Origin of the sequence: sulfur-oxidizing endosymbiont of Gigantopelta aegis (assembly GCF_016097415.1) — a bacterium.
GTDB lineage: Bacteria > Pseudomonadota > Gammaproteobacteria > GRL18 > GRL18 > GRL18.
In genome coordinates, this window is sequence record NZ_JAEHGE010000001.1 from 3,059,034 (window position 1) to 3,082,710 (window position 23,677).

18 protein-coding genes and 3 pseudogenes are annotated in these 23,677 nt (G+C 39.3%); 3 read left to right on the forward strand and 18 right to left on the reverse strand.

All coding sequences use genetic code 11. The annotated features are described in order from the left end of the window. The first annotated feature begins 12 nt into the window (after nt 1-12). Complete coding sequence (ppk1, locus tag JEU79_RS15560; protein WP_198264844.1) at nt 13-2,166, forward strand: polyphosphate kinase 1; 2,154 nt, start codon at nt 13-15, stop codon at nt 2,164-2,166. Between the two features lie 75 nt (nt 2,167-2,241). Here the strand turns inward: ppk1 and JEU79_RS15565 are convergent, their stop codons facing one another. From JEU79_RS15565 to JEU79_RS15625, 13 genes and pseudogenes are all read right to left on the reverse strand, one after another. Next, entirely contained in the window at nt 2,242-2,868 is a 627-nt protein-coding gene (locus JEU79_RS15565; RefSeq protein ID WP_198264845.1) for a hypothetical protein, read from the reverse strand. Between the two features lie 103 nt (nt 2,869-2,971). Continuing rightward, on the reverse strand, nt 2,972-3,301 hold the full coding sequence (locus JEU79_RS15570) for an Hpt domain-containing protein (RefSeq protein ID WP_198264846.1): 330 nt from the start codon (nt 3,299-3,301) through the stop codon (nt 2,972-2,974). Between the two features lie 63 nt (nt 3,302-3,364). Continuing rightward, nucleotides 3,365-5,092: an ATP-binding SpoIIE family protein phosphatase gene (locus JEU79_RS15575; RefSeq protein WP_198264847.1), complete on the reverse strand. Its 1,728-nt coding sequence runs from the start codon at nt 5,090-5,092 to the stop codon at nt 3,365-3,367. Nucleotides 5,093-5,148: 56 nt separating this feature from the next. Beyond that, nucleotides 5,149-5,451, reverse strand: coding sequence for an STAS domain-containing protein (locus JEU79_RS15580; RefSeq protein WP_198264848.1), 303 nt, complete (start codon nt 5,449-5,451; stop codon nt 5,149-5,151). Nucleotides 5,452-5,518: 67 nt separating this feature from the next. After that, entirely contained in the window at nt 5,519-6,607 is a 1,089-nt protein-coding gene (locus JEU79_RS15585) for a protein-glutamate methylesterase/protein-glutamine glutaminase (protein ID WP_198264849.1), read from the reverse strand. A 46-nt stretch (nt 6,608-6,653) separates the two neighbouring features. Then, nucleotides 6,654-7,310 carry a chemoreceptor glutamine deamidase CheD gene (gene cheD, locus JEU79_RS15590; RefSeq protein ID WP_198264850.1) on the reverse strand — a complete coding sequence of 219 codons (657 nt, stop codon included), beginning with the start codon at nt 7,308-7,310 and terminating at the stop codon, nt 6,654-6,656. A 179-nt stretch (nt 7,311-7,489) separates the two neighbouring features. Next, a complete protein-coding gene (locus JEU79_RS15595) occupies nt 7,490-8,329 on the reverse strand; it encodes a CheR family methyltransferase (RefSeq protein ID WP_198264851.1) in 840 nt (279 codons plus the stop codon). A 36-nt stretch (nt 8,330-8,365) separates the two neighbouring features. Then, a complete protein-coding gene (locus tag JEU79_RS27520; protein WP_198264852.1) occupies nt 8,366-11,035 on the reverse strand; it encodes a methyl-accepting chemotaxis protein in 2,670 nt (889 codons plus the stop codon). A gap of 236 nt (nt 11,036-11,271) precedes the next feature. After that, on the reverse strand, nt 11,272-12,051 hold the full coding sequence (locus JEU79_RS15605; protein WP_198264853.1) for a ParA family protein: 780 nt from the start codon (nt 12,049-12,051) through the stop codon (nt 11,272-11,274). 24 nt (nt 12,052-12,075) lie between these two features. Then, nucleotides 12,076-12,588, reverse strand: a complete 513-nt coding sequence (locus JEU79_RS15610; RefSeq protein ID WP_198264854.1) for a chemotaxis protein CheW — start codon at nt 12,586-12,588, stop codon at nt 12,076-12,078. A gap of 32 nt (nt 12,589-12,620) precedes the next feature. Next, a complete protein-coding gene (locus JEU79_RS15615) occupies nt 12,621-14,750 on the reverse strand; it encodes a chemotaxis protein CheA (protein WP_198264855.1) in 2,130 nt (709 codons plus the stop codon). Between the two features lie 136 nt (nt 14,751-14,886). Further along, nucleotides 14,887-15,251: pseudogene (locus JEU79_RS15620) on the reverse strand (response regulator). A gap of 103 nt (nt 15,252-15,354) precedes the next feature. Continuing rightward, on the reverse strand, nt 15,355-15,663 hold the full coding sequence (locus JEU79_RS15625; protein ID WP_198264856.1) for an STAS domain-containing protein: 309 nt from the start codon (nt 15,661-15,663) through the stop codon (nt 15,355-15,357). Nucleotides 15,664-15,979: 316 nt separating this feature from the next. Here JEU79_RS15625 and JEU79_RS15630 point away from each other — a divergent pair. Beyond that, nucleotides 15,980-16,354, forward strand: a pseudogene (locus JEU79_RS15630) (DUF1538 family protein); the annotation flags it as partial. A 294-nt stretch (nt 16,355-16,648) separates the two neighbouring features. Here the strand turns inward: JEU79_RS15630 and JEU79_RS15635 are convergent. The 3 genes and pseudogenes from JEU79_RS15635 to JEU79_RS15645 all read right to left on the reverse strand — a co-directional run. Next, nucleotides 16,649-17,794, reverse strand: a pseudogene (locus tag JEU79_RS15635) (IS3 family transposase); the annotation flags it as partial. A gap of 74 nt (nt 17,795-17,868) precedes the next feature. Further along, a complete protein-coding gene (locus JEU79_RS15640) occupies nt 17,869-18,459 on the reverse strand; it encodes a hypothetical protein (RefSeq protein ID WP_198264858.1) in 591 nt (196 codons plus the stop codon). A 26-nt stretch (nt 18,460-18,485) separates the two neighbouring features. Further along, nucleotides 18,486-18,887 carry an SseB family protein gene (locus tag JEU79_RS15645; RefSeq protein WP_198264859.1) on the reverse strand — a complete coding sequence of 134 codons (402 nt, stop codon included), beginning with the start codon at nt 18,885-18,887 and terminating at the stop codon, nt 18,486-18,488. 188 nt (nt 18,888-19,075) lie between these two features. Between JEU79_RS15645 and JEU79_RS15650 the strand changes: the two genes are divergently transcribed. Further along, complete coding sequence (locus JEU79_RS15650; RefSeq protein WP_198264860.1) at nt 19,076-19,621, forward strand: hypothetical protein; 546 nt, start codon at nt 19,076-19,078, stop codon at nt 19,619-19,621. 26 nt (nt 19,622-19,647) lie between these two features. On the opposite strand, the gene JEU79_RS15655 is transcribed toward JEU79_RS15650, so the two are convergent. Beyond that, on the reverse strand, nt 19,648-22,164 hold the full coding sequence (locus JEU79_RS15655; protein WP_198264861.1) for a bifunctional diguanylate cyclase/phosphodiesterase: 2,517 nt from the start codon (nt 22,162-22,164) through the stop codon (nt 19,648-19,650). Between the two features lie 2 nt (nt 22,165-22,166). Continuing rightward, on the reverse strand, nt 22,167-23,456 hold the full coding sequence (locus tag JEU79_RS15660; protein ID WP_214660596.1) for an HD-GYP domain-containing protein: 1,290 nt from the start codon (nt 23,454-23,456) through the stop codon (nt 22,167-22,169). Nucleotides 23,457-23,677: the final 221 nt, after the last annotated feature.

Here is a 23,677-nt window from a genome sequence, read left to right on the forward strand (position 1 = left end):
GCTTTTACTACAATGTCTCCACATACAATTACCGCATTAAACTCTGATGACGATGAAATTAATTTAAAAAATCCGGAATATTTTATCAATCGTGAACTCAGCTTATTAGAGTTTAATCGCCGGGTACTGGATCTTGCAAAAAATGAAGACATTCCTTTTCTGGAACGTTTATTGTATTTATGTATTTCAAGTTCTAATCTCGATGAGTTTTTTGAGGTGCGGGCAGCAGGCGTTAAGCAACAAATTAATTTGAATATTCCCGCTTCCGGTGCTGATAATATGACGCCAGAAGAAGTGATGAAAAATATCGGTTTAACCGCACAGGAGTTAGTCAAAGAACAATACCGAGTGCTGCATGAAATTATATTGCCCGGCTTTGAAGAAATCGATGTGCGTTTTACCCGACGTGAATCCTGGAATGAAGAACAGGCCAAATGGGTGAAAGAATATTTTGAAAATCAATTACTCCCGGTTATTAGTCCCTTGGGTTTAGATCCGGCACACCCCTTTCCTAAAGTCATGAACAAAAGTTTAAACTTTATCGTTTCACTCGAAGGCAAAGATGCCTTTGGGCGGGATAGTGGCTTAGCGGTGGTACAAGCCCCTCGTTCCCTACCCCGCATAGTTAGCTTTCCTGATGATATTGCCACCTGTGAGCATGAATTTATCTTTCTCTCCTCCATTATTCACACCCATGTCAGCATGATGTTTCCAGGTATGAAGGCAACCGGATGCTATCAATTTCGGGTTACGCGTAATAGTGAATTATTTGTTGATGATGAAGAGGTTGATGATTTACTCAGAGCCCTAAAAGGCGAACTACCACAGCGCCGCTTCGGTGATGCTGTACGCTTGGAAGTAGCCGATAACTGCCCGCAGAATATGATTGAATATTTACTCAAACAAGTAAATCTCAGCTGGGATGATTTATATCAGGTCAATGGGCCGGTCAATTTGGAACGCCTTAAAGAAGTTTATTCATTGGTCAACAAACCGGCGCTGAGATTCCCGTTTTTCTCACCGGGCAAGCCCTCAGCCTTAAAGAATAGCAATTTATTTGAGAGTATTCGCCAAAATGATATTCTCTTACACCACCCCTATGAGTCCTTCACACCCATCGTCAAGCTATTACAGCAATCAGCCAATGATCCTAAAGTACTCGCCATTAAACAGACCCTCTACCGCACGGGTAGCGATTCTGCCATTGTTAAAGCACTGGTTGATGCAGCCAAAGCAGGCAAAGAAGTCACGGTTGTTATCGAACTACGCGCACGCTTTGATGAAGCAGCCAACATTGGTCTGGCCACAGTTTTACAAAAAGCCGGTGCGCACGTGGTTTATGGTATCGTTGGCTTAAAGACCCATGCCAAAATGCTCTTGATTATTCGCCGTGAAGGACAAAGTATTCGTCGCTATGCACACCTCGGAACAGGCAACTATCATGCGGGCACTGCCCGTTTGTATACGGATTATGGTTTACTGACCTCCGATCCCACAATGACCGAAGATGTGCATAAGTTATTTTTACAATTAACAGGCCTAGGTAAGATTGTAAAACTAAAAAAATTATTACAATCCCCTTTTACTTTACACGGCACGATGATGGATTATATTCAACGTGAAATTGATCATATCAAAGTGGGCAAGCCTGCACGTATTATTGTGAAGATGAATTCATTGGTTGAGCCACAGATCATCTCTAAACTCTATGAAGCATCTCAGGCTGGAATAAAAATTGATTTAATCATTCGCGGCGTCTGTTGTTTACGCCCAGGCATTAAAGATGTATCCGAGAATATTACCGTCCGTTCTATTATTGGTCGTTTTCTGGAACATACTCGAATTTTTTATTTTCAAAATGCACAAAGCACCGACGACAAATTTGACCCAAAAACAAGTCTCGACTCTGCGGTGTTATTATTGAGTAGTGCTGACTGGATGAACCGTAACTTTTTTAAGCGCGTGGAAGCGTGTTTTCCTATCGAAGAGAAAAAGCTCAAGAAACGTTTATTTGAAGAGTTGCAAATACACTTGGAAGATAATTCGCAAGCTTGGATATTGGATCAGAAAGGCCAATATAATCTGATTCAAATTGATGAAACAGAGGAAAAGTTTTTTGCTCAAAAAGCTTTATTAAAAGCAATGTCAAAATTGGCAATGAATTAATCGCTAAGAAAAATCACAAAAAAAAGGGTTAAGCATCTGCTTAACCCTTTTTTGTCTTTAGCGTTTAAAAGAAATTTAACTAGAAGTTTTAGCCGCTTTCTTTTTTGCTATTGCTGCTTTTTTTCTGGCTCTCGCCGCAGCAACTTTGTTTCTAGCTTGTGCTTTTTGTTTGGCCGCTAATTTTCTTAAGTAATCTTTTTCCCATTTCGCTGCAAATACAGCAATGGCTTTATCTTTCAATGCAATCATCTTTGCCATTTCAGCAGCCATTGCTTCATGACCTTTAACCGCAGCGTATTGTGCAGTTAATTTCCCAGCCGCTTCTTTTTGTTTTGCTTTTAATGCAACAACACGTGCTTTAGCTTTAACCGCTGCATTTTTTTGTGCAGGGCGTTTTGTTTGTGCTGCTTTTGCAATAGCTGCTTTTGCTTTATCCGTAGCGGCGCTAACAGCACTGATTGCTTTGCTTAATGCAATAGATGCTTTATCAGCTGCTGAAATTGCTTGAGTATGTTCTTTCGTTAAAGTAGCGCTTGCAACAACGACTGTAGTTTTTGCAGCTTTCTTTTTAACGACTACTTTTCTTTTTTTCTTTCTAGCGACTGTTTTATTATTTACAGCGGCTTTTGCCTTAGCTATTTTAGGCTTAGCAACTTTTGCTCTAGCTTTCTTTTTTATTGCAACTTTTTTCTTTACAGCCATGATAAAACACCTCAACGATTATGGAACATGTAATTATATACTGCAAATCATATAGTTACAAATTTACCTGCAAAAAAAAGCAAAAAATATTAAAAAAAACAAGCTAAAAATTATCTTTTAATACTTTTTTTGCAACATCATAGTCACTAATAATTTTTTCTAAATCATTAATGGCATCTTCCAGAGAACCTTCAGATGCTTTATGTTCTAAAACGCGACAACTTTCCGATAAAACATTAACTCCGAGGTTTGCACTACTGCCTTTTAGGGTATGAGCAATACGTCGTGTTTCCTCTATGTTAAAAGTATCAATTGCTGTTTTTAGTTTGTCAATCTGCGTTTGACCATCAGCAATAAACACCGTAATCAGCTCATCAAAATCATCTTCCATTAGCTCTTTTAATTCATTTAAAGTATTAAGATCAACTGACATAATTATTCCATCTATTTAAGTATTATTGACAAATTATCACGTGAACACTTTTCTCTCACGTTTTTAGCGTTCATCAACATTGGTCCATGAATAAATACATTCAATACAATTTCCCGCATCATTATAGTTAACTGAACTGCAATAATTTTTAATTAACGATAAGCCACGACCAGAAAATTTAATTTCATCATTCTCTAAAATTTTCAGATTGTCTTTTTCCTGCATTTTTTTCACATCAAAACCATTACCACTATCTTCAAAGATAATGGTCAATTCACCGCCCGTTTCATTGGGCTTATTACTGACTGAAATAGCGATTGAACCACTATTAAGCGCTTCTAAGCGTGATTCTTTATCAGCATAAAATTGCATGAATCCTTCGGGAGTTGACTTAATGTTTGAATCAAGTTTTAACAAGCCATGATCTAAAGAATTACAAAATAGCTCCGTTAGCACCATACTCAATTTGTCTTGTTGAATTTGGTGGCCCTGAATTTCAGCCATGATCTGATTGATTAATGGTACGGGATCAATGACTTTGATGGCGTCATAATAGAAATGTAAGTCGAATTTCCAATGGGTTGGGACAAACTTCTTGTAAGCCCCTTTTTGTGGCGCTAGTTGATTAATATAATCCATATCACAGGTAAAAACACCCAAAGTCACATCATCTGTTTGTGCTTGTTCTTCGGTGAATTCATCTAACGTATTAAGAATATGTTGAAATAACCCCTCATCATTCTCTTCTGTAATTGCATCATCTAAATCATAGTGTAAGCAGGCTTCAAAGCGTTTTGAGCCAAACATTTTTCCCTCACGATTTTCAGCCTCCAGAATACCATCCGTACTTAAAACAATTCTGTCGTTGTCATGCAACTCAATAATGTCAACTTTATCACTAAAGCTTGAGTCACCGAGTATACCCATGGGTAAATTTTTTGATTTTAATTCAACTATCGAGTCACCCTTATGTAAAAAAGCACCGGGTATCGCACCATTCCAATATTTTAAGACTTTATTATTGCTGTCGATTTCAACTAGACAGGCGGCTAGGAACATACCCGTGGGTAATTGTTGATTCAGTTTGTGATTGATTTCTCTCGCTACAATATTAATTGAGTAGCCTTTTGCCGTCATGCTATAAAAAACATCTGACAAGGGTAATGCACCTAATGAAGCGGCTAAACCATGGCCGGTAAAATCGCCAAAAAGTATATGCAAACCACCCGTCGGCTTAATAGCTGCAAGTACCACATCACCATTGAATAATGACATGGGTGAGAGGTGTAATTGAATATTGTCCGCATTTAAACACCCAGGGTTTAAAATGCTATCAAACACTTTTCTCGCCACTTCCTGTTCTTTGATTTCATGTTCCTGGTGCGCCACCAGTACACGTTTCTGTTGGAACACCGTATTGTATAATTGACTCACTCTTTCTAATGCATCAATTTTTGCTTTAAGGATTATACGATTATAAGGCTTCGTTAAAAAGTCATCGCCACCGACTTCAACACAACGACTCAATGCATTTTCATCGGACATCGCGGTTAAGAAAATGATGGGGATAAATTTATCAATGGTCATTGATTTGATTTTTTGCGTCGCTTCATAGCCATCCATGACAGGCATCATGACATCCATTAAAATCAAATCAGGCTCTTCAGATTGGAATACTTCAACCGCTTCAGCGCCATTTTCAGCAGCGACCACCGTATAACCATCTTTTTTTAGAAAAGCGGATAAAACCATACGATTGGTCGTATCATCATCTACTATTAGTATTTTCATTAATTTTTAATTCGCCAGCAATTAAGGCATTGTTTAAACATCAATCTGTTTTTTTGTTAGGAAATTTTGAATAATTTATCAAAATTTGAAACCAACAAGATATCTTTGACTTCATTTCGACAGCCTTTAATGGTCACATTGGAGCTGTCACTGCCTGCATGTTCGCGTAGCAAAAGCATCATTCCCAAGGCCGAACTATCAACATATTCTGTTGCCGCCATATCAATCGTGTATTCATTATCACTTCCTGAAGGCGTGTTACGATACGCTTCACGAAACTCTTTATGACAACTAAAGTCAAAGCGCCCGATAATACTAATATTGACTGCATTTCCATTCACTGAACTCGATACTGACATTTTTTACTCCCTGCTAAACATTTTAATTAAGCGCTAAATTTTTAATGCTGATTTGCCAAAGCACACTTTATTCACAAAGCGCCAGAAGCTTATCGGCAATTTGATCTAAGGGCAAAATATGATCAACACCGCCATGCTTCACAGCCTCACCCGGCATACCCCAAACCACCGAGGTTTTTTCATCCTGAGCAATAGTTGATGAACCTATTTCATGCATTTCTTTCATACCGCGAGCACCATCATCCCCCATCCCGGTAAGAATGGCTGCCACCGCATTAGGCCCCACATTCTGACACACTGAGCGGAACATCACGTCCACCGAAGGTTTGTGGCGATTCACTTTAGGGCCATCATTTAAACGGCAAACATAGCGTGAGCCACTTTTTTCAACAAGCAAATGGTAACTACCTGGCGCAATATAGACACAACCGGGTAATATCTGCTGACCATCCTTTGCTTCATACACGGTCATAGCCGTTGAGCCATTCATGCGTTTGGCAAAGGGCGCACTAAAGGCTGCTGGAATGTGCTGACTGATGACAATGGCTGGCGCATTGGCTGGCATCTTTATTAAGACTTCTTTAATAGCCTCTGTACCGCCTGTGGAAGAGCCGATGGCAATGATGGTTTCATTATTCGCAGAAAATTTCCTGGCATTTTTTACACTTTTGGAATCTTTAGCCAAAATAACATCTGCTGAGTGTTTCTCAGTCACCGATGTGACACCGTCATCAGGCGAGTAACTTCTCACTCTCGCGACTGAGGCGATTTTTATTTTATTGATAATGTCACTGGCATATTCCTGCAGTTTTTCTGAGACATCAACTTTAGGTTTAGAAATAAAATCAATAGCACCTATTTCCAGTGCTTCCAGAGTGACATCGGCGCCTGCTTCAGTCAGTGTTGAAATCATCACTACAGGCATAGGACGCAAGCGCATTAAGTTTTTTAAAAAAGTAATGCCATCCATTTTTGGCATCTCAATATCGAGTGTCAAAACATCTGGTAATAGTTGCTTGATTTTATCTCTTGCTATTAGAGGGTCGGAGGCAGTGCCTACGACTTCTATGGCCGGATCTTTACTGAGAATTTCTTGTAATAATTGTCTGATTAATGCTGAATCATCAATAATGAGTACTTTTATTTTTTTCTTCATCTAGGAGTTGTTCCAATCTTACTTGTCTGTCAATAAAAAGGTATAGCTAAAACAGTTCAATATCGCCAGTCGAAGGTTTCTCGTCAATAGAATTCTTATAGGCTTCTTCACGTTTTATCAGGGTATCATTATGCAAAGAGCGTAGTTTCTTTATTTTTACTTTACCACTATGGGGATGAAATACTACTTTTCGTGGATATATATCACCGGTATCTTCGGCTAATAACGGAATTGCCTCCGTCATAATATATTCTTCTACAAATTGAATATTACGTATGCCTACATCGGTCATATTCCTGAGAATTTTTCCACCACCAAATATTTTTACTTCCAGGTTTTCTTTACGACCACCATTTTTTAAAATATCATTAATGAGCATTTCCATGGCATAAGAACCATAGCGCGAAGCAGTTGTAGAGGGGCCAGCATCAATATGATAGGCAACATCTTCTTGAGTATGAGGCAACATAAAGTGATTCATGCCCCCGACACCAAAAACTCTGTCGCGTATGCAAGCAGACACACAAGAACCTAACACCGTCACAATCACTTCATCTTTGATCGTGACATAGTATTCACCGGGCATTATTTTTGCGGCAAAGGAATCATGTAATTTATCCCAATAGCGATTAATCCCTTCAAAACCATTTAATGGATCCGGTGGGACTTTATTGCGATGGCTAAAGGCGGATAATTCTGTCATAGACTCATATTGTAAGTAAGCAATTAGGTTTTATAATAAATACTTCGATAATTTTTTCTAAACCGATATTGACTATAATTTTAGACGAAAAATAAATTTCTGCTGAGAAATATCCCTATTTCATTGGATAATTTAAAATATAAAGGATAATAATTTGAATTGCCTTATAACAGAAGACTTTAATTGAGTTTTTTATAAACAGTATTACGAATTAGTTTATAGCGGTCGGTCACATTATAAAGCGTTTCTGAATGACCGATAAAAAGATAAGCTTCATGGGCATGGATGTTGGCAAATTTATCAAAGAGCACTTTTTGTGTGGCTTTATCAAAATAAATCACCACATTACGACAAAAAATAATATCGAATGGGCCTTTAAAGGGAAATGCATTGAGTAAATTAAGCGGTTTAAAGCTGATCATCTCGCGCAATTCTTTTGATACTTTGAGCATCTGGGCATTGTCACCACGCCCTTGCATAAACCAGCGAGCCATCCGTGCATCAGTTACACCCGTGACACTATCAAGCTTATAAATACCATTGGCAGCGGTTTCTAGCACATTGGTATCTAAGTCGGTGGCTAATATTTTGACATCCCAGCCCAGTTTGTCTGGAATTACTTCTTTTAACACCATAGCAATAGAATAGGTTTCCATACCAGTAGAACATCCAGCAGACCAAACACGTATGGTTTTACTGGCTTTGTTACGCTTCATTAGATCAGGTAAAGCACTCTCTGCCAGCATTTCAAAATGATGATTTTCTCTGAAGAAAGAGGTGAGATTGGTGGTAATCGCATTGGAGAAATGGGTAAACTCTTCGTGATCCTGATCTTCAAGTAAACGGCAATAATCATCAAAATTACTCAGGCCCGTTTTACGTAAGCGTCTGACTAAGCGGGAGTAAACCATATCACGTTTAGCATCTGACAATACAATGCCCGAGTGCTCAGTGACAATGTCACGGATATGGTTAAAATGCTTGTCAGTGAATTCAAATTCTTTTTTTACTAAACTCATTATGCTGCCTATTGACACCCCATACTGAATTTCTGCCTAAAACTCTTCCCATTCAGAATCACCACTCGCAGTATTAGGCGTTTGTACTGCAGCGGGTTTTGGCTTTGGTGCTACTGCTGGACGGGCTGCACTTGCAACAGGTCGGCTCGCGGGCGCAGCTCGAACAGCTTCTGCGCCGCCTTCTCCTGTTTCAAAAAAGCTCATCATCTCATCAAGGGACTTAGCCTGATCATCCATCGACTCACTAGCTGCGGCGGCTTCTTCTACCAGTGCAGCATTTTGCTGGGTGACTTCATCCAGGCTTGTAATGGCCTGATTAACTTGTTCAATACCGGCAGACTGTTCACCACTGGCGGCAGCAATCTCGGCAATAATATCACTCACCTTACGCACAGAGTTAACAATTTCACCCAGGGTTTTTCCTGACTCATCAACTAAGCGTGTGCCTTCATCGACCTTCTCGACACTGTCTTTAATCAGCGCCTTAATTTCTTTAGCGGCTGCGGCACTGCGTTGTGCCAAACTTCTCACTTCGGAGGCCACCACTGCAAAACCACGCCCTTGTTCACCCGCTCTGGCCGCCTCAACAGCGGCATTCAGTGCTAATAGGTTTGTCTGAAAAGCAATCTCATCAATGACACCAATAATATCTTCTATTTTCTTACTGGAGGCATTAATCTCTTCCATGGCTGAAATGGTTGATTCAATGACCTGTCCACCATCCTGCGCCTGATCCCTTGCACCGGCAGCCAATTGATTGGCCTGACGTGAGTTATCAGCATTTTGTTTCACTGTCGAGGTTAATTCTTCCATACTCGAAGCCGTTTCTTCCAAGGAAGATGCCTGCTGTTCAGTACGCTGGCTTAAGTCGGTATTACCTTGAGAAATTTCATTGGCTGCCGATGAAATATGACTGGAAGAGCCACGAATTTCTGAAACCATCTTCAATAAATTATCCATAGATTGATTCATGGTTTCTTGTAATGAGGCAAACTCTCCGCTGTATTCACCATCCATGCGCTTCACTAAGTTACCTTCTTCCAAGGCTTTAATCACTTCGGCCACACCATGAATCGGGCGGACAATTTCATCCAGCATGGTATTCATGCCCGTACTCAGATCTTTCATAAAGCCTTCAAATTGATCCGTTTGCAAACGTTGGCTCAATTCACCTCTGGAGGCAGATTGTATCAGTGCATCTATTTGTATTTGGGCATTTTTTTCTTCTGTAATGTCACGCCACTCAACGGAGTTGCCCATATATTTACCGTCTTTATCGGTAATGCCAATGACATTCAAGGCAAAGTGTAGATCCAGCACTTGAATTTCAGTTCGGTAGGGTAATCTTGACATATCAGAGAGCAATTCTCTTTGATGTGCTGGGTTTTGGTGGAAATCATCAATACAAGTGCCAATTAATTTATCAACCTTAAAACCGGTCATTATCTTCGCTAATTCTTTTTCTCGATTTCTTAATAGATCAGTCACTGCATCATTCATATACACAATTCTCAAATCTTGATCGGCAATCATGGTTGCTGTTTCAGAACCGCCTATAGCAGCACTAAGTCTCGCGACTTCAGTTTCATTGATAAGAATATCGGTGATATTTTTCCATTCCTGACAAGCACCGACAAATTTTCCCTGCTCGTCAAACATTGGGGTCACATTCAACTCAAATTGTACATCGCCTAAATCCACCATACCATTATAGGGTAAGTTAGTAGGGTCGCTTAATAATTTACGTTGATGGGCTGGATTCTTATGAAAGTCATCAATACAAACACCCACTAAATTATCGGCACTAAAATTGGGAAAATTCTGCCTTAAACGTGCTTCAGATACTTTCATCAAAGCCTGAACTGCCGGATTAACATAGGTGATCACCAAATCCAGATCAATTGTCATCACTGCCGATGTCATCGCATTGAGCATTGATGTTTGTAGCTTAAAAGCTGCTGATGTCGTTGTTGATTTTGGTGTTGCCATTGTCCCTGCCTCGGTGTTCGTTTGAGATGTATCGGTATAAGCGGCCAGCATTTTTTCTGCCACTAGGTTTAAAGCATCTGTCCAAGCTTGTGCCACTTCTGCTGTCCAGATGTCGCCTGCATACTCAGCCATTACTTCTAATAGTGTTTCTGCCACGGCAGGATAGTGTTCAGGCAAAGCACCATAGCCCTGGTGTTTTTGTCCCATATTAGCCAGCGCTTTTTCAAGTGCATCAGGCTTGTCAAGATTGTTGACCACCAGTTTAAGCGCAGCCAGTAACATTTTAGATTGCTTACTAATGTCAGTATTCTTAAACAAAGGCTTTACTTGTGGAAACTTAAGAAAAAGGCGTTCATAAAATGTTTTTGTTAAGTCTTCTGCCTGAGGTTCTAATGCCGCGAAGCTATTTCTAATAATATCCAACATACTTAATTCCGCTTTTTTTGATGGGGTGGAAACTGATTTTTTTCTTACTGACTTTTTAATACTGGCAGCTTTCTTCTTCACTGCTTTTTTTCTTACCACTTTTTTCTTCACTGCTTGCTTTTTTAAGACTGTTTTTGCTGTCGTTGAAAGTTCATCGTCATTAGTGGTTTTGTCGGCACGCTTAGACATAACATTAGCTTTATTCTCAATATTTTTTTCAGTAAGCGATTTTTTCGAATCGCCCATCCAGGCAAGTGGATCAAAACCCAGTCGTTCATCATTTTTAGCCATGCTTTAATCAGCCTTCATCATTAGGTAATGATAAGTTTAAATGTATGTAACTATTCAGTATATTCCCGTACCCGATTAAATAGCTTGCCTTTACAGGGTCGCTCGAGCACATCCATATGACGCTTTATGAAAACATCCTGTTTTCAAAACCCTGTAAAGGCAAGCTATTCAACCGGATACTCTAGTAAGACTTTTCAATATACTGAATAGTTATAAATAAGTTTAAATAAGTGAAATCAGTGAAAAGTACGCTGCTGTAATAAATCTAAAGCCAGATTCTCATAATCTTCAGCTCCGTTACTTTTAGGTTTATATTCAAATATTGTTTTTGAAAACCCTGGTGATTCTGCCAGTGATACATTTTCTCTAATGGCTGTTTCAAAAACCTGATCAGGAAAATAATTCACCATTTTTTCTCTGATTTGATTCGCCAATTTACGTTGTTTTTGAAAACGTGTTAGTACAAACCATTTGCGCGTACTACGCTGTAAGGTTTTTTCAATATGACTCACAACTTTGATCAATCGAGACAAGCCCTGTAAAGCAAGATAGTCCCCGGTCACTGGCACAATCATTTCATCACAGCTTAAAATTGCATTCATTGCTAACAATCCTGATGCAGGTGGGCAGTCCACTAAAATGTAATCATAAATTTCAGCATTTGTTTGTGCTATTTCGGCCTTCATGTCAGCCAAAGCGGTATGTAAGCGATAGCCTTTATTAGCACCCTGGTTTTGTGTTTCTAGTTCACCTAAACGAGCCCCTGCAGGGACAAGAAATAAATTATCTCTGACATTGATAATAGCCTCGTTTAAGGATTTATCTGTCATTAAAACTTCATCCATACCGCTATTAATCTCGGTATCTAATGCAAAGCAACTGCCTAAATGCCCTTGAGGATCCATATCCAGCATGAGTATTTTTTTACCCTGTAAGGCCAATGCATGGGCGAGATTCAATGTCGTCGTGGTTTTTCCTACACCACCTTTTTGATTCATTACCGCAATCACTTTCATATTTTCTCTATTAATATAGGGTACTTAAGCAACATCTTCTTCTGAAATCAATTCTGCTGAATTTAATAGCGCATCTATATCCATCATCACCACCATTTTATTGTTAATGGTGGTTAGGCCTGAAACAAAACGGCTATCAATCGGACCTTTTATTTCCGGTGCGGGTTTAATCGAATCATGTTTCAAATTGTGTACATCCGATACACCATCTACAATAATACCCATTATTCTGTCATGTTCCTCACCATAAACTTTTAACACAATGACAACGGTGGTTGGACCATAAACGATAGTGGGCATATTAAAGCGTTTTCTTAAATCCACTATCGGCACGATGGTACCGCGTAAGTTAATAACACCTTGTAAATAGTCGGGGGTTCTTGGTAAGGTTGTTACCTTGTCCCAGCCCTTTATTTCCTGTACCCGCAAAATATCAATGGCATATTCTTCACCTGCCAGTATAAAGGTCAGGTATTGGTCAGCATTCTCATCAGTAAGCGCATCTAAATCACCCACAATGTCTTGAATATTACTCATTTATATCTCCTGAATCGGAAGTTATTGCTATTTTATCCATTGGCATAACTTTGTTCCGGCTCAAATTCTTTGGCCATACTTAACAAACCAGACATATCCAGAATGAGTGCAACCGTACCATCACCCAAAATAGTTGCACCTGAAATTCCTTGTAAACGCTTATAGTTAGTTTCTAAACTTTTTATCACCACTTGCTGCTGACTCAATAAATCATCGACTAAAATTCCAGCCTTGCCACCATCACCTTCCACAACAACTAAGAGACATTCCTGTAAGCGAGTAGTGAGTGGTTCTACATCAAAAATCTCATAGAGTCTAACCAGAGGGATATACTCATCGCGCATTTTATAAACTTCGGTGGTACCCGCAATGGTATTGATATTTTCAGTTTGTATTTCTAATGATTCAATAATTGAAACCAGTGGAATGATATAAGTTTCATTACCGACTTTGATTAGCTGCCCATCAAGAATAGCCAATGTTAATGGCAGGCGAATAGTAAATTTTGTGCCTTTACCAGGCTCAGTGCTCACGTCGACATTGCCACCGAGTTCTTTGATGTTTTTCCGTACCACATCCATGCCCACACCACGCCCCGAAACATCGGTGACTTGATCAGCAGTGGAAAATCCAGGATGGAATATCAGGTCATATATTTTTTCATCCGTGATGGTTTCATTGGGCGACACTAAGCCTTTTTCTATTGCCTTGGCGAGTAATTTATCTTTGGGTAAGCCTGCACCATCGTCAATGATTTCGATCATAATGAAGCCACCCTGATGATAGGCATTCAGGTTGATCGTACCCACTTCACTTTTTCCGTTGGCCAAGCGCACTTCGGGTGATTCAATGCCGTGATCTAATGAATTCCTAACCAAATGCACTAGAGGATCACCGATTTTTTCCATGACGGTTTTGTCTAATTCAGTTTGCTCACCCGTCATTTTCAATTCTATTTTCTTATCCATTTTTTGGCTAAGATCATGTACCAAACGAGGAAAACGCTGAAAAGAAAAGCTGATCGGTAGCATACGAATACGCATGACGCTTTCTTGCAATTCACGGGTATTTCGTTCTAATTGAGCTAAGCCTTCACGCAAGTCTTCCAATTTGTCCATGGAAAATTCATCGCCCATCTGGCTCAGCATCGATTGGGTAATCACTAACTCACCCACCATATTAATCAGAGTATCAACTTTATCAGTACCAACCCGAATTGAACCACCTTCAGCGGCTGCTTTTTTCTTTTTAGAGGCTAATTTTTTTTGTCCAAGCGGTGCTTCAATGGGGGTGACATTATCTGTAACAGGGGTTGGTTTAGCTTCTTCTTTTTTTTCTTCAACCTGCGTTTCAAGCTTGTTTTCAACAACTGCCTCAGGCTGACTATCTTCAACTAGCGCTTCAATGGATAAATCACAATCATCGTCAACCCATTCAAAAATTTCTTCTATGGTTGCTTTTTCAATGTCTCCCTGCTCTGGGTTATTTTTCAGTGCAATATTCCAGCTTAGATAACTGAGTTCAGGATCCATGTGAACCAGTTCTGGTAGGTCTGAAAAATCCACCGTATTTTCCATGTCACCTAAAGAAGCCAGTTCTTTAAACATTCTAACGGTGTCATTTCCGGTTCGTAACATATGTTCATGAGGATGAAATTTAATATGCCATCCAGATGAAGCGGATGCTGTTTGACCATCAGACTCAGTTGCAGCAACAAGCTCGTCAGCACTTTCTGTTTCAGTGCTTTCTGCTTTTGTATTGTCACTTTCAGCACCACTGGCAAGCAGTGCATCCAGTAAACCTTTCACTTCATTAGCCCGTGACATTTCCGGATCAACATCATCACGTGCTGCATCCATCAATTCTCTGAGCACATCAACAGAGTCCAGAAGTACATTGATCCCTTCTTTACTGATAGCTCGACGTCCATCACGCATTTCATCCAAAAGAGTTTCCATAACGTGGGTAAAATTAGCAATTTCATTAAGACCAAAAGTGCCTGCCCCCCCCTTGATGGAGTGAGCAGCTCTAAAAACAGCATGTATGACTTCTTCATCAGCAGTGCCAGAATCCAGTGCCAATAGGCCGGATTCCAGCACATCAAGACCTTCATCACTTTCTTCGATAAAGGTTTGTTTAAATTGTGATAAATCAATCGTCATTATGTACTCCCTGACAAGTTTTTTGCCAAGTTCTGTAAGTAAGAAAATAGAAAAAGATATCTGACTTAAACAGGTTTGTTTAAGTCAGTTTTAAAACATATTCTAGTACGTCTCGTCGTGCATAAGTCTAAGACTATTAGCCAAGAACACGTTTGACGGTGTTCAATAATTGTTCTGGGTTAAATGGCTTAACGATCCAACCTGTCGCTCCGGCTTGCTTGCCTTCCATTTTTTTTCTGTACCCGCTTCAGTGGTCAACATTAAAATCGGTGTAAATTTATAACTCGGTAAGGTGCGTAAATTACGTATTAATTCGATACCATCCATTATCGGCATATTGACATCCGATAAAACCATATCAAAGCCTCTGGTCTTGGCAATATCCAAGGCCTGCTGCCCGTCAGCGGCTTCTTCAACCTGATAGCCCGCGCCTTTAAGCGTAAATGCAACCATTTGTCGCATTGAAGTTGAATCATCTACTGCCAAAATTGATTTGGACATTTATTGTTCTCCAATCGTTATCTATTGAATATTTTTATGAGGTTGGTTGATCGATGCTTTACTTAATAGCGCCATAAAATCTCGTATCACCATTAAAAGATAGTCAGTCCAGCGCCAAACTGCCAGATAATCCCGATATTTTGGCACTATTTTTTAAAATATCAGAACAAGCCTGCCATTTCACCGTCACATGAAGCGATTCTGCTGCCTTAAAAAAAGCCACCAACAACTGTAAACCTGCCCCATCAATGCGATCCACATCACCGCCATTAAGCATGATGGATTTATGTTGATTTAACATGTCAGTGAGTTTTTCAAAATAGTTGGCAGCCATAGTGATGTCTAAGGTGTCGTCAAAGGTGATGATGCCTTCACTATCCTCTACCACGTCATTTTCTGCGCTGTCACTCATTGCTTGCGTCCTGATGTGAATTTATTCAATATGTATTACTCAATAGATGTTCTTCATTAGCTCTATCGGTAATTAAAACTAAAGCTTTAGTCTTTTTTTAATAAATTTGCTTGATTGATCCATGCAGATCTTTGAAAATAGATTACACTATGTAAATCAGTCGATTCACAATAATTCTATTCGCAAATACACGATACGAATTAAATACCACACTAACCCAATATAGTTGAGATATTTTGCTTACGCCACATTATTGCTATTTTCTCTTGAATTTATGTTTGCCCCTAGTCTTGGCAAGCTCACTTTTTGTAAACTCATGATCAAACCACTGCTGCATTTTGCTCGAACCATTGCCTCCAGTGCCCGCGATCTGGCTCCAATTGCCATTGTGATTGCTTTTTTTCAAATATTTATTCTCCAACAACCCATTCCAAATATGGATGATATTGTTGTCGGTTCAATATTAGTGGTTGTCGGGCTGACATTTTTTATTTATGGGCTTGAAATGAGTCTCTTCCCTGTGGGCGAATCCATGGCCTTCGCTTTTGCCCGAAAAGGCAGTGTCTTTTGGTTATTGGTATTTGCTTTTTGTCTCGGCTTTGGTACCACAGTTGCCGAACCGGCACTGATTGCCGTATCAAAAAAAGCGGCACGTATTGCAGCTCAAGGCGGTGTCATTGAAGAGACGGATATCTGATGTGTCAACACTTTTCCGGACAGTTTTCTAAATATTTTTTTGGCTGTTTCAAGTGATTTTTGTCATTTTGTATTTCCTATCATTTTAGTTTCTCATGTTAACTTTAAACAGATGAAGAGAAAGGGCTTTGCCCTCTGGAACGATAGAGCCGTTCCATTCACCCAAGGTATTTTCACAACGGTAATGATCCTGTTACAATATCTTCACGGCACAGGCTGAGGAGCCGATGGCCGTCAACGGTAATGGGCGGCATTTATGTCGCCTTTTACCCCTCTTCAATCAATCGATTTAAGCTATTTCCTGCTGTATTTCATAATCGACTGGTGACAAATAATCATTAGCCGAATGAAGTCGCTCCCGATTATAAAATACCTCAATATATTCAAATATTGCCTGCTTTGCTTCTACTCTGGTTTTGAATCGACAATGGTGCGTCAATTCAGTTTTCAAACTATGAAAGAAGCTCTCTGATACAGCATTGTCCCAGCAATTTCCTTTGCGGCTCATAGACTGAATTATGTTATGATCCGACAATATTTTTCTATGACTATCAGAGGCATATTGGCTACCTCGGTCAGTATGCCAAAGCAATCCATCCATTGGTTTACGCTTCCATATGGCCATCAGTAAAGCATCATTGACTAGCTTGGCTTTCATTCGCTCATCCATCGACCAGCCAACAATTTGCCTAGAGAATAAGTCAATGACAACCGCTAAATATAACCAGCCTTCCTTGGTGGCAATATAGGTAATATCACCCACATAGTAGCGATCAGGTTGAGAGACAGTAAACTCTCTTTCCAGTAAATTTGGAGATATACGCTTATTATGCTTGGAATTAGTCGTCGCTTTAAAGCGTCTCTTCGTTTTACAAAACAAACCGGCTTTTTCATTAATCGACCAATTCTCCGGCGGCTTATATGAACGCCTTTTTCAGCCAGTTTTCTTTTAAGACGACGGGTTCCATAAGTCTTGCGACTGTCTTCAAACAGTTTTTTAGCTGCTCAGTAAGCGCTTCATTTTCTTTCTCTCTATCCGTTTTAGGAGAGCTAACCCAATCATAATAGCAACTACGGGAAACATCCATAAAACGGCACAGAATCGTTACCGGGTAATCTTTAGCCTGATCAGTTATCCATGCGTACTTCACAAAGTTTCCCTTGCAAAGTACGCTGTGGCCTTTTAATAAATCACGCTCCTGAATCACTTTTGCCAATTCTTTTTCAGACGTTTTACTTCATCATAAATGTGTTCATCACTTCTATTGGCTACCGTCTTCACCGGTTTGGAATATTTACTGATCCAGGTATGTAGAGTATTTACATTAACACCTAGCTCCCTGGCAGTCTGAGAAACGGGTTGATCCGTCTCATTAGCTAATTTGACAGCTGATTCTTTAAATTCTGATGTATAGCTTTTATTCGGTTTTTTGTTTGATCATTCATTTTAGGTCACACTTTTTATCTTTTAGTTATTTTAAGTTGTGTGTCCGGTTAAGTATAGCCACATTAATCCGGTAGATTTTTGATTAAGAATTGAAAGGTTTTATCCATTAGTACAGGATCATGGGTACGAGTCGCAGTGATGGCATAATTGAGCAGCAACACACGCCAGGGACGACGTGGGTCACGATCATCCATATCGTCTTGTATCGATTGTTCTGTCGCATGAATAATATTTTCAATATTGGCTAATAGTTGTTTCAAACTGTCCTGATCGCGCAAGCGATTAGACATAGCCGCAATCAGATTAACCAAAGGAATAAGTTTGCTAATAATCCCGCCAACACTGGCAAACCATAAGGTGAATAAAAACAAACACTCTTCGAAGTAACTAAAAGTTTCCTGATGCTGCATCTGTGAGGAAAAAACCATCAGTCGGTCAATGAGCAAGATCAGCTCATTTGCGCGCTCATTAAAATATTCGTGTTGAGCGCTATTAGCAGCGCTTTCTTCTGCAATGATTAAAAACTGATCAATTGCATCAAATGCAGATAACATTTCATTGTCTGAACGTTCCTGCTCAGCAAAAAACTGGGTCAAGCTGTCAGAGCCTTTGTGAAAAGTACTCACTACATCGGCGAATTCAATGGCGGGCATAATGATTCCTAGTATTTGAGCAGGTTTTAATGTTGTTTTGTCAGCACATCAACCATATTCGCCGCTAATTCCAAGCCCACATCAAAACCAGGATTAAGAATAATGCCATAACCACCACCGACTTTTTCCATTACCCATTTAAAATCTTCCAATAAGCCACCTTCATAGCCAGGATGATCTTTAACAAATTCTTTCGCTCTTTCAGGGCTGGTAAATAAGATGATCATTTCAGCACCATCATCATCTTTAAAGGAAAGTGGTGTTGCTTGCTTGGAATCCTGAAAGCCAGCAATAGTATGCTTTTCTAAAATAGGCATAAAAACTTGCAGATCCAGCATTTCTTTTAAAAAGGCTTCGCCTTCTATTTCACCATTTTGAGCTTGGATTAATTTTTTTTCCAGTTCGTTTTCCGGGGCAAATGTTGACATATAGGCGCATTCCATAAAATAATTACAATTGAAAATTTCGATTCATGAGTTAATATGAGGATATTGACTCACTATTTCAATGTTAATGAGTAAATAATGCACTGCCTTGCTAAGTAAGGCTTGATTTAAAAGTATAAATACATAAAAATCATTTAACCACGATGGATAAAAAAGAAAGGAATAAACATTTGAATCAGTCTTTAACTAAAAGCAGCAATAAACTTTCCACGCTAATCATCACGGCATTTATTTTACTGTTTATGGCAGCCTGCTCACAACTTTCAGAACTAGACAGTAGCAGTCCCGTTTTTCGTTTTCAAAAAACTGAAGACTTATACCGTGCTTCTATGCGTTGGGGTGAGTGGCCCAATTTGTTCCAAATTATGAGAGATAATCCAAAAAACAAAAGCACCGGACAAACATCAGAACAAGTACCATTAAAAAAAGAGGACTGGAATCGACCAACAGAAGAACGCATGATTCATTTATCCACAATTAAGATCTCCAGTGTCAGCGCACTCAGTTCTGGAATGAGTGAAGAGAAAGGTGAAGGTACAACACGCCTACTGATTGAATATCATTTTGATAGTAGTGTGACAGTCCTTTCCCTGAGACACACCTTACATTGGTGGTATGATAAAGAAAACAATGCCTGGTATACAGATACGCCATTACCTAAAGAATTTGATGCACCAAAGCATAAGACGATAAAATTATCCCCTAAGCACTATTAAGCACTCAACCAATTAGTGAGAGTAAGTTAGTGATATAAATCAGCTAAGACCTGGGAAATTTCATCCATTGGCTGGGGCCGACAGATCCCATATCCCTGGGCAAAATTAATGCCCATGGATTTAATCACTTCAAGAATCTCATCATTTTCAACATATTCTGCTATCGTCTGTAGGCCCATTATCTGACCCACTTCATTGATTGATTTCACCATCGCAGCATCAACCTGATCAACAACAATGTCTTTGATAAACAAGCCATCAATTTTCAAATAATCTATATTCAGTTGTTTCAAATAGCCAAAAGAAGACATTCCCGAGCCAAAATCATCCAAAGAAAAAGAACAGCCTAATTTTTTAATGGTATCGATAAAGAGACTCGCGACACGAAGATTTGAAATGGCAGCGGTTTCGGTCACTTCAAAGCAAATTTTACTGGCCGGAAAATGACAATTATTGAATTGTTCAATCAAATGATGCATAAAGTGCTCATCACCAATAGAGCTGCCCGATAGATTAATACTACAAACACTGATTTGTCTGGTTAAATCGGGATGCTCATTCAGCCAGGTAAACGCAGTTCTAACCACCCAATGATCTAAAATTTTAATCAAATCATAATGCTCAGCTGCGGGAAGAAAAGCCCCCGGGGGAATAATATTTCCCTGCTCATCTTTCATGCGTATCAACACTTCAAAATGCAAGCCTGTTTCTTCTGCATTGATAGGCTTTATCAACTGAAAATAGAGCATGAAGCGATTTTCTTGCAAGGCTTGATTAATACGTGAAACCCACTGCATTTCACCTTTTTTCTTCATCACATCCGCATCATCTTCCTGATAAACGTGTACTCGATTGCGTCCCATATCCTTGGCGGCATAGCAAGAAGAGTCCGCATGACTTAATAACTGCACCACACTATTACAATCCTCATCTATAGGCACCAAACCAATACTGACACCCACATTAAAGGTTTGTGCTTCCCAGACAAAATTATAGGCTTGGATATCCTGACAGATTTCTTTCGCAATTAGCGTCGCACGCTCAACAGGACAACCTTCAAGAATAGACGCGAATTCATCGCCTCCTAAGCGTGCAAGCACATCACCCCGACGCAGTTTATCTTCTAACATCTTGGTAATTTGACGTAATAATTGATCACCTGCAATATGCCCACACGTATCATTGATGATTTTGAAGTTATCTAAATCCATATACAATAAAGCATGAGTCAGCTTGTCTCTTTTCGAGCGCTCAATTGATTGCTGTAGACGGTTTTCAAACTCAGTCCGATTAATCAAATGCGTGAGTGAATCATGCGTCGCCTGATAACTCAGGCTTTGTTCCATTTTTTTAGCATCGGTAATGTCATGTATGGCTATAACAGCACCAATGACTTCATCACGTTGATTACGCATGGGGTAGACTGCTTGCTTAACAGAAATAATATAACCGTCCAGATGCGCTAAAAACAATGAATCAGCCTGTCGAAAAGAACGATTTTCAAGCATTGATGACTTCACGTAATCGTCAATCGAATTTCTTGAGTTCGAAAGAAATAAGGTGACAATTTTACTAAAAGGGCAACCCTCGGCTTCAACACTTTGCCAGCCAGTTAATTCTGTTGCCTTAGGGTTCAAATAAGTCACAAGGCAATTGGTATCAACAGTAATGACTGCATCATCAATCGAGTCAAGAGTCACCATAAAACGTTCTTTTTCAGAAAACAGCTGTTCCTCTGCTTCTTTCCGCCAGGTGATCTCAACCCCATAGCCTTGAACTAATGAACGCTCAAGTACCGGATAAAATTGCCATAGGAACCATCGTCCCTCAGATTCAACTTCAACATTATTCAGCGTCTTACCACTGGACAAACAATCCTTAATTAACGTGCGGATATTATCAGGTAAGGCACATGGCATAGCAGCTTCATCAAAACCCAACTCGGCAATTAATGCCACCATGGCAGGATTAGAAAAATAAATCAGCCCCTGTTCATTAAACTCAATGATCGGGGCAGGATTTAACTCAGCAAATAAGGCCAGTCGTTGTAATTCTTTTTCCGAATAACGGCGGGTAGAACAGTCCTGAAAACTTAACACCTGATAAGCGTGCTGCGCCCCACTATCATCAATGAATAACTGAGCTACATTTTTTACATCAACGTGCAAATAGATACCATTTTTTTGTACTAACCAGGCATCTACAATGTGATTAATCGGTAATTTAGCACCGCTATTAATAAACTGACAATGTTCTTCTTTATGCTGATAGTCCGAGGCTTGGCCGCACAAAACAGAATGTACTAAGCTATTTTCGAGTTCATTAGCTTCATAACCTAATAACTTTAAACTGGTCGCATTGACGGCAATAATAAGTCCTTGTTGATCAATAACAATCAGTCCATCAGGCCATTGGTCAAATAGAGGATTTGCTATAAAAAAACGTTTATCAATGACAGCTAACGCTCCATTTGTTTGTAGTAAACTATTTTTTTGAGAACCGATAGGCTCTTCTTTTGATAAATTGTCAGTAGTCTCAGTCATAGTTAAACTTCTTCAACAAGCAATAAATTATTAGGGTCAGCTGTTTTATTTGATAAATCAACAATGGTTTTAATTTGTCTCTTTAGAGGGTCTTTTTCCAGATCGACTTTCAATGCCGTTGGCAAGACATGGCCACTTTTACTATAAATTATTTTTACGACAGGCACTAATGGTTTTTCTCGATTCACCTCAACAACCAAGCCTTTCTCTCCCGACGTGAGTTCAATCGCAGAAGTCAAAGGATAGATACCTAATAGTTTAATAAGCAACTCAACATGCTCTTTGTCCTGAGTATTTTGCACGGTCTCTTTGTAGAGTAACCTTAATGCCTCTGATGGAATCAAACCCGGCTGATCAAGAAGCCCATGCACTAATTCATCATAGTAATCAGTCATAATTAAAATTTTTGCTAAATTATCCAACTGCTCACCTTTTAAAGCATTTGGATAACCTGAGCCATCAATTCTTTCGTGATGCTTACTCATTAATTGTTTGACAGCATAGGGTATTCCATCACTCTTGCTGATGATGATATCAGCAATTTTTAAATGCTGCAGCACCACCTTATTTTCATTTTCAGAGTATTTTTTTGCTTTACCAAACAAGTTTAAGGGTAATTGCGCCCAGCCTATATCATGTAATAAAGCCGCTAAACCTAGTGTTTTTAAGTCATCACCCGTTACGCCATCTTTAATTGCGAAGGTCAAAGCCAAGCTCATCACACTGAAGGAGTGGGAAAATAACTTCGCATCACTGCGTTTAAGATGCATCAAAGTCAATAATGCTTGACTGTTTCTGAGTAAACTTGAAATTGTGTCATCTATGACAGGCTCTAGTTGTTTAATTGATACGGGTTGATTATCTTTAACCAAATTATTAATTTCATTAAAGGCCTTATTAGCCTGTTCTTTGAGCACTACAGCATTATTGAGCTCTTCACTCAAGGCTAGGGAGGATTTATCTATGTCATCGGCAGAAAATTCTAACGGTGTTACCTTAGGCTCTTCAGCATCATTCTCCTGAAATTGAGTGTCTGGACTACTTTTTTTAGTGCTATCATTCTCAGAAGCAGTATTCTCGCCAACATCATGTTCTGAATCAATTTGACTTTTGTCTAAATCAATTGTCAGCAGTTTTACGCCAGATTTTTTCAGTAAAATAATGTCATTTTTTGATTTGATAGCCCGACGGTGGAGCAGAAAAGGTGATTTTATCCATGAAACATCCATTTTCACAATAAACATGCCTACCAATAATTCATTGATAGATATTTTTTTTAGCGTCGAACTCATTCTATTACGCCTAGCCCCCGTCAATATCAAGCAAATGCTCAACTAAATTACAACAAAAATAATACACCCAAAGTATGCATTAAAAATAGTGCTCAAATATGGAAAATTTTGACCTGAGCCATTGTTTGAGTATAGTTGATAAAAAACAATTATGGCTTAAAAAAAACAAATTTTTAGGTGATAAAAGTCAATTTTTCAGATAAAAGTAGAATGGTGTAGAA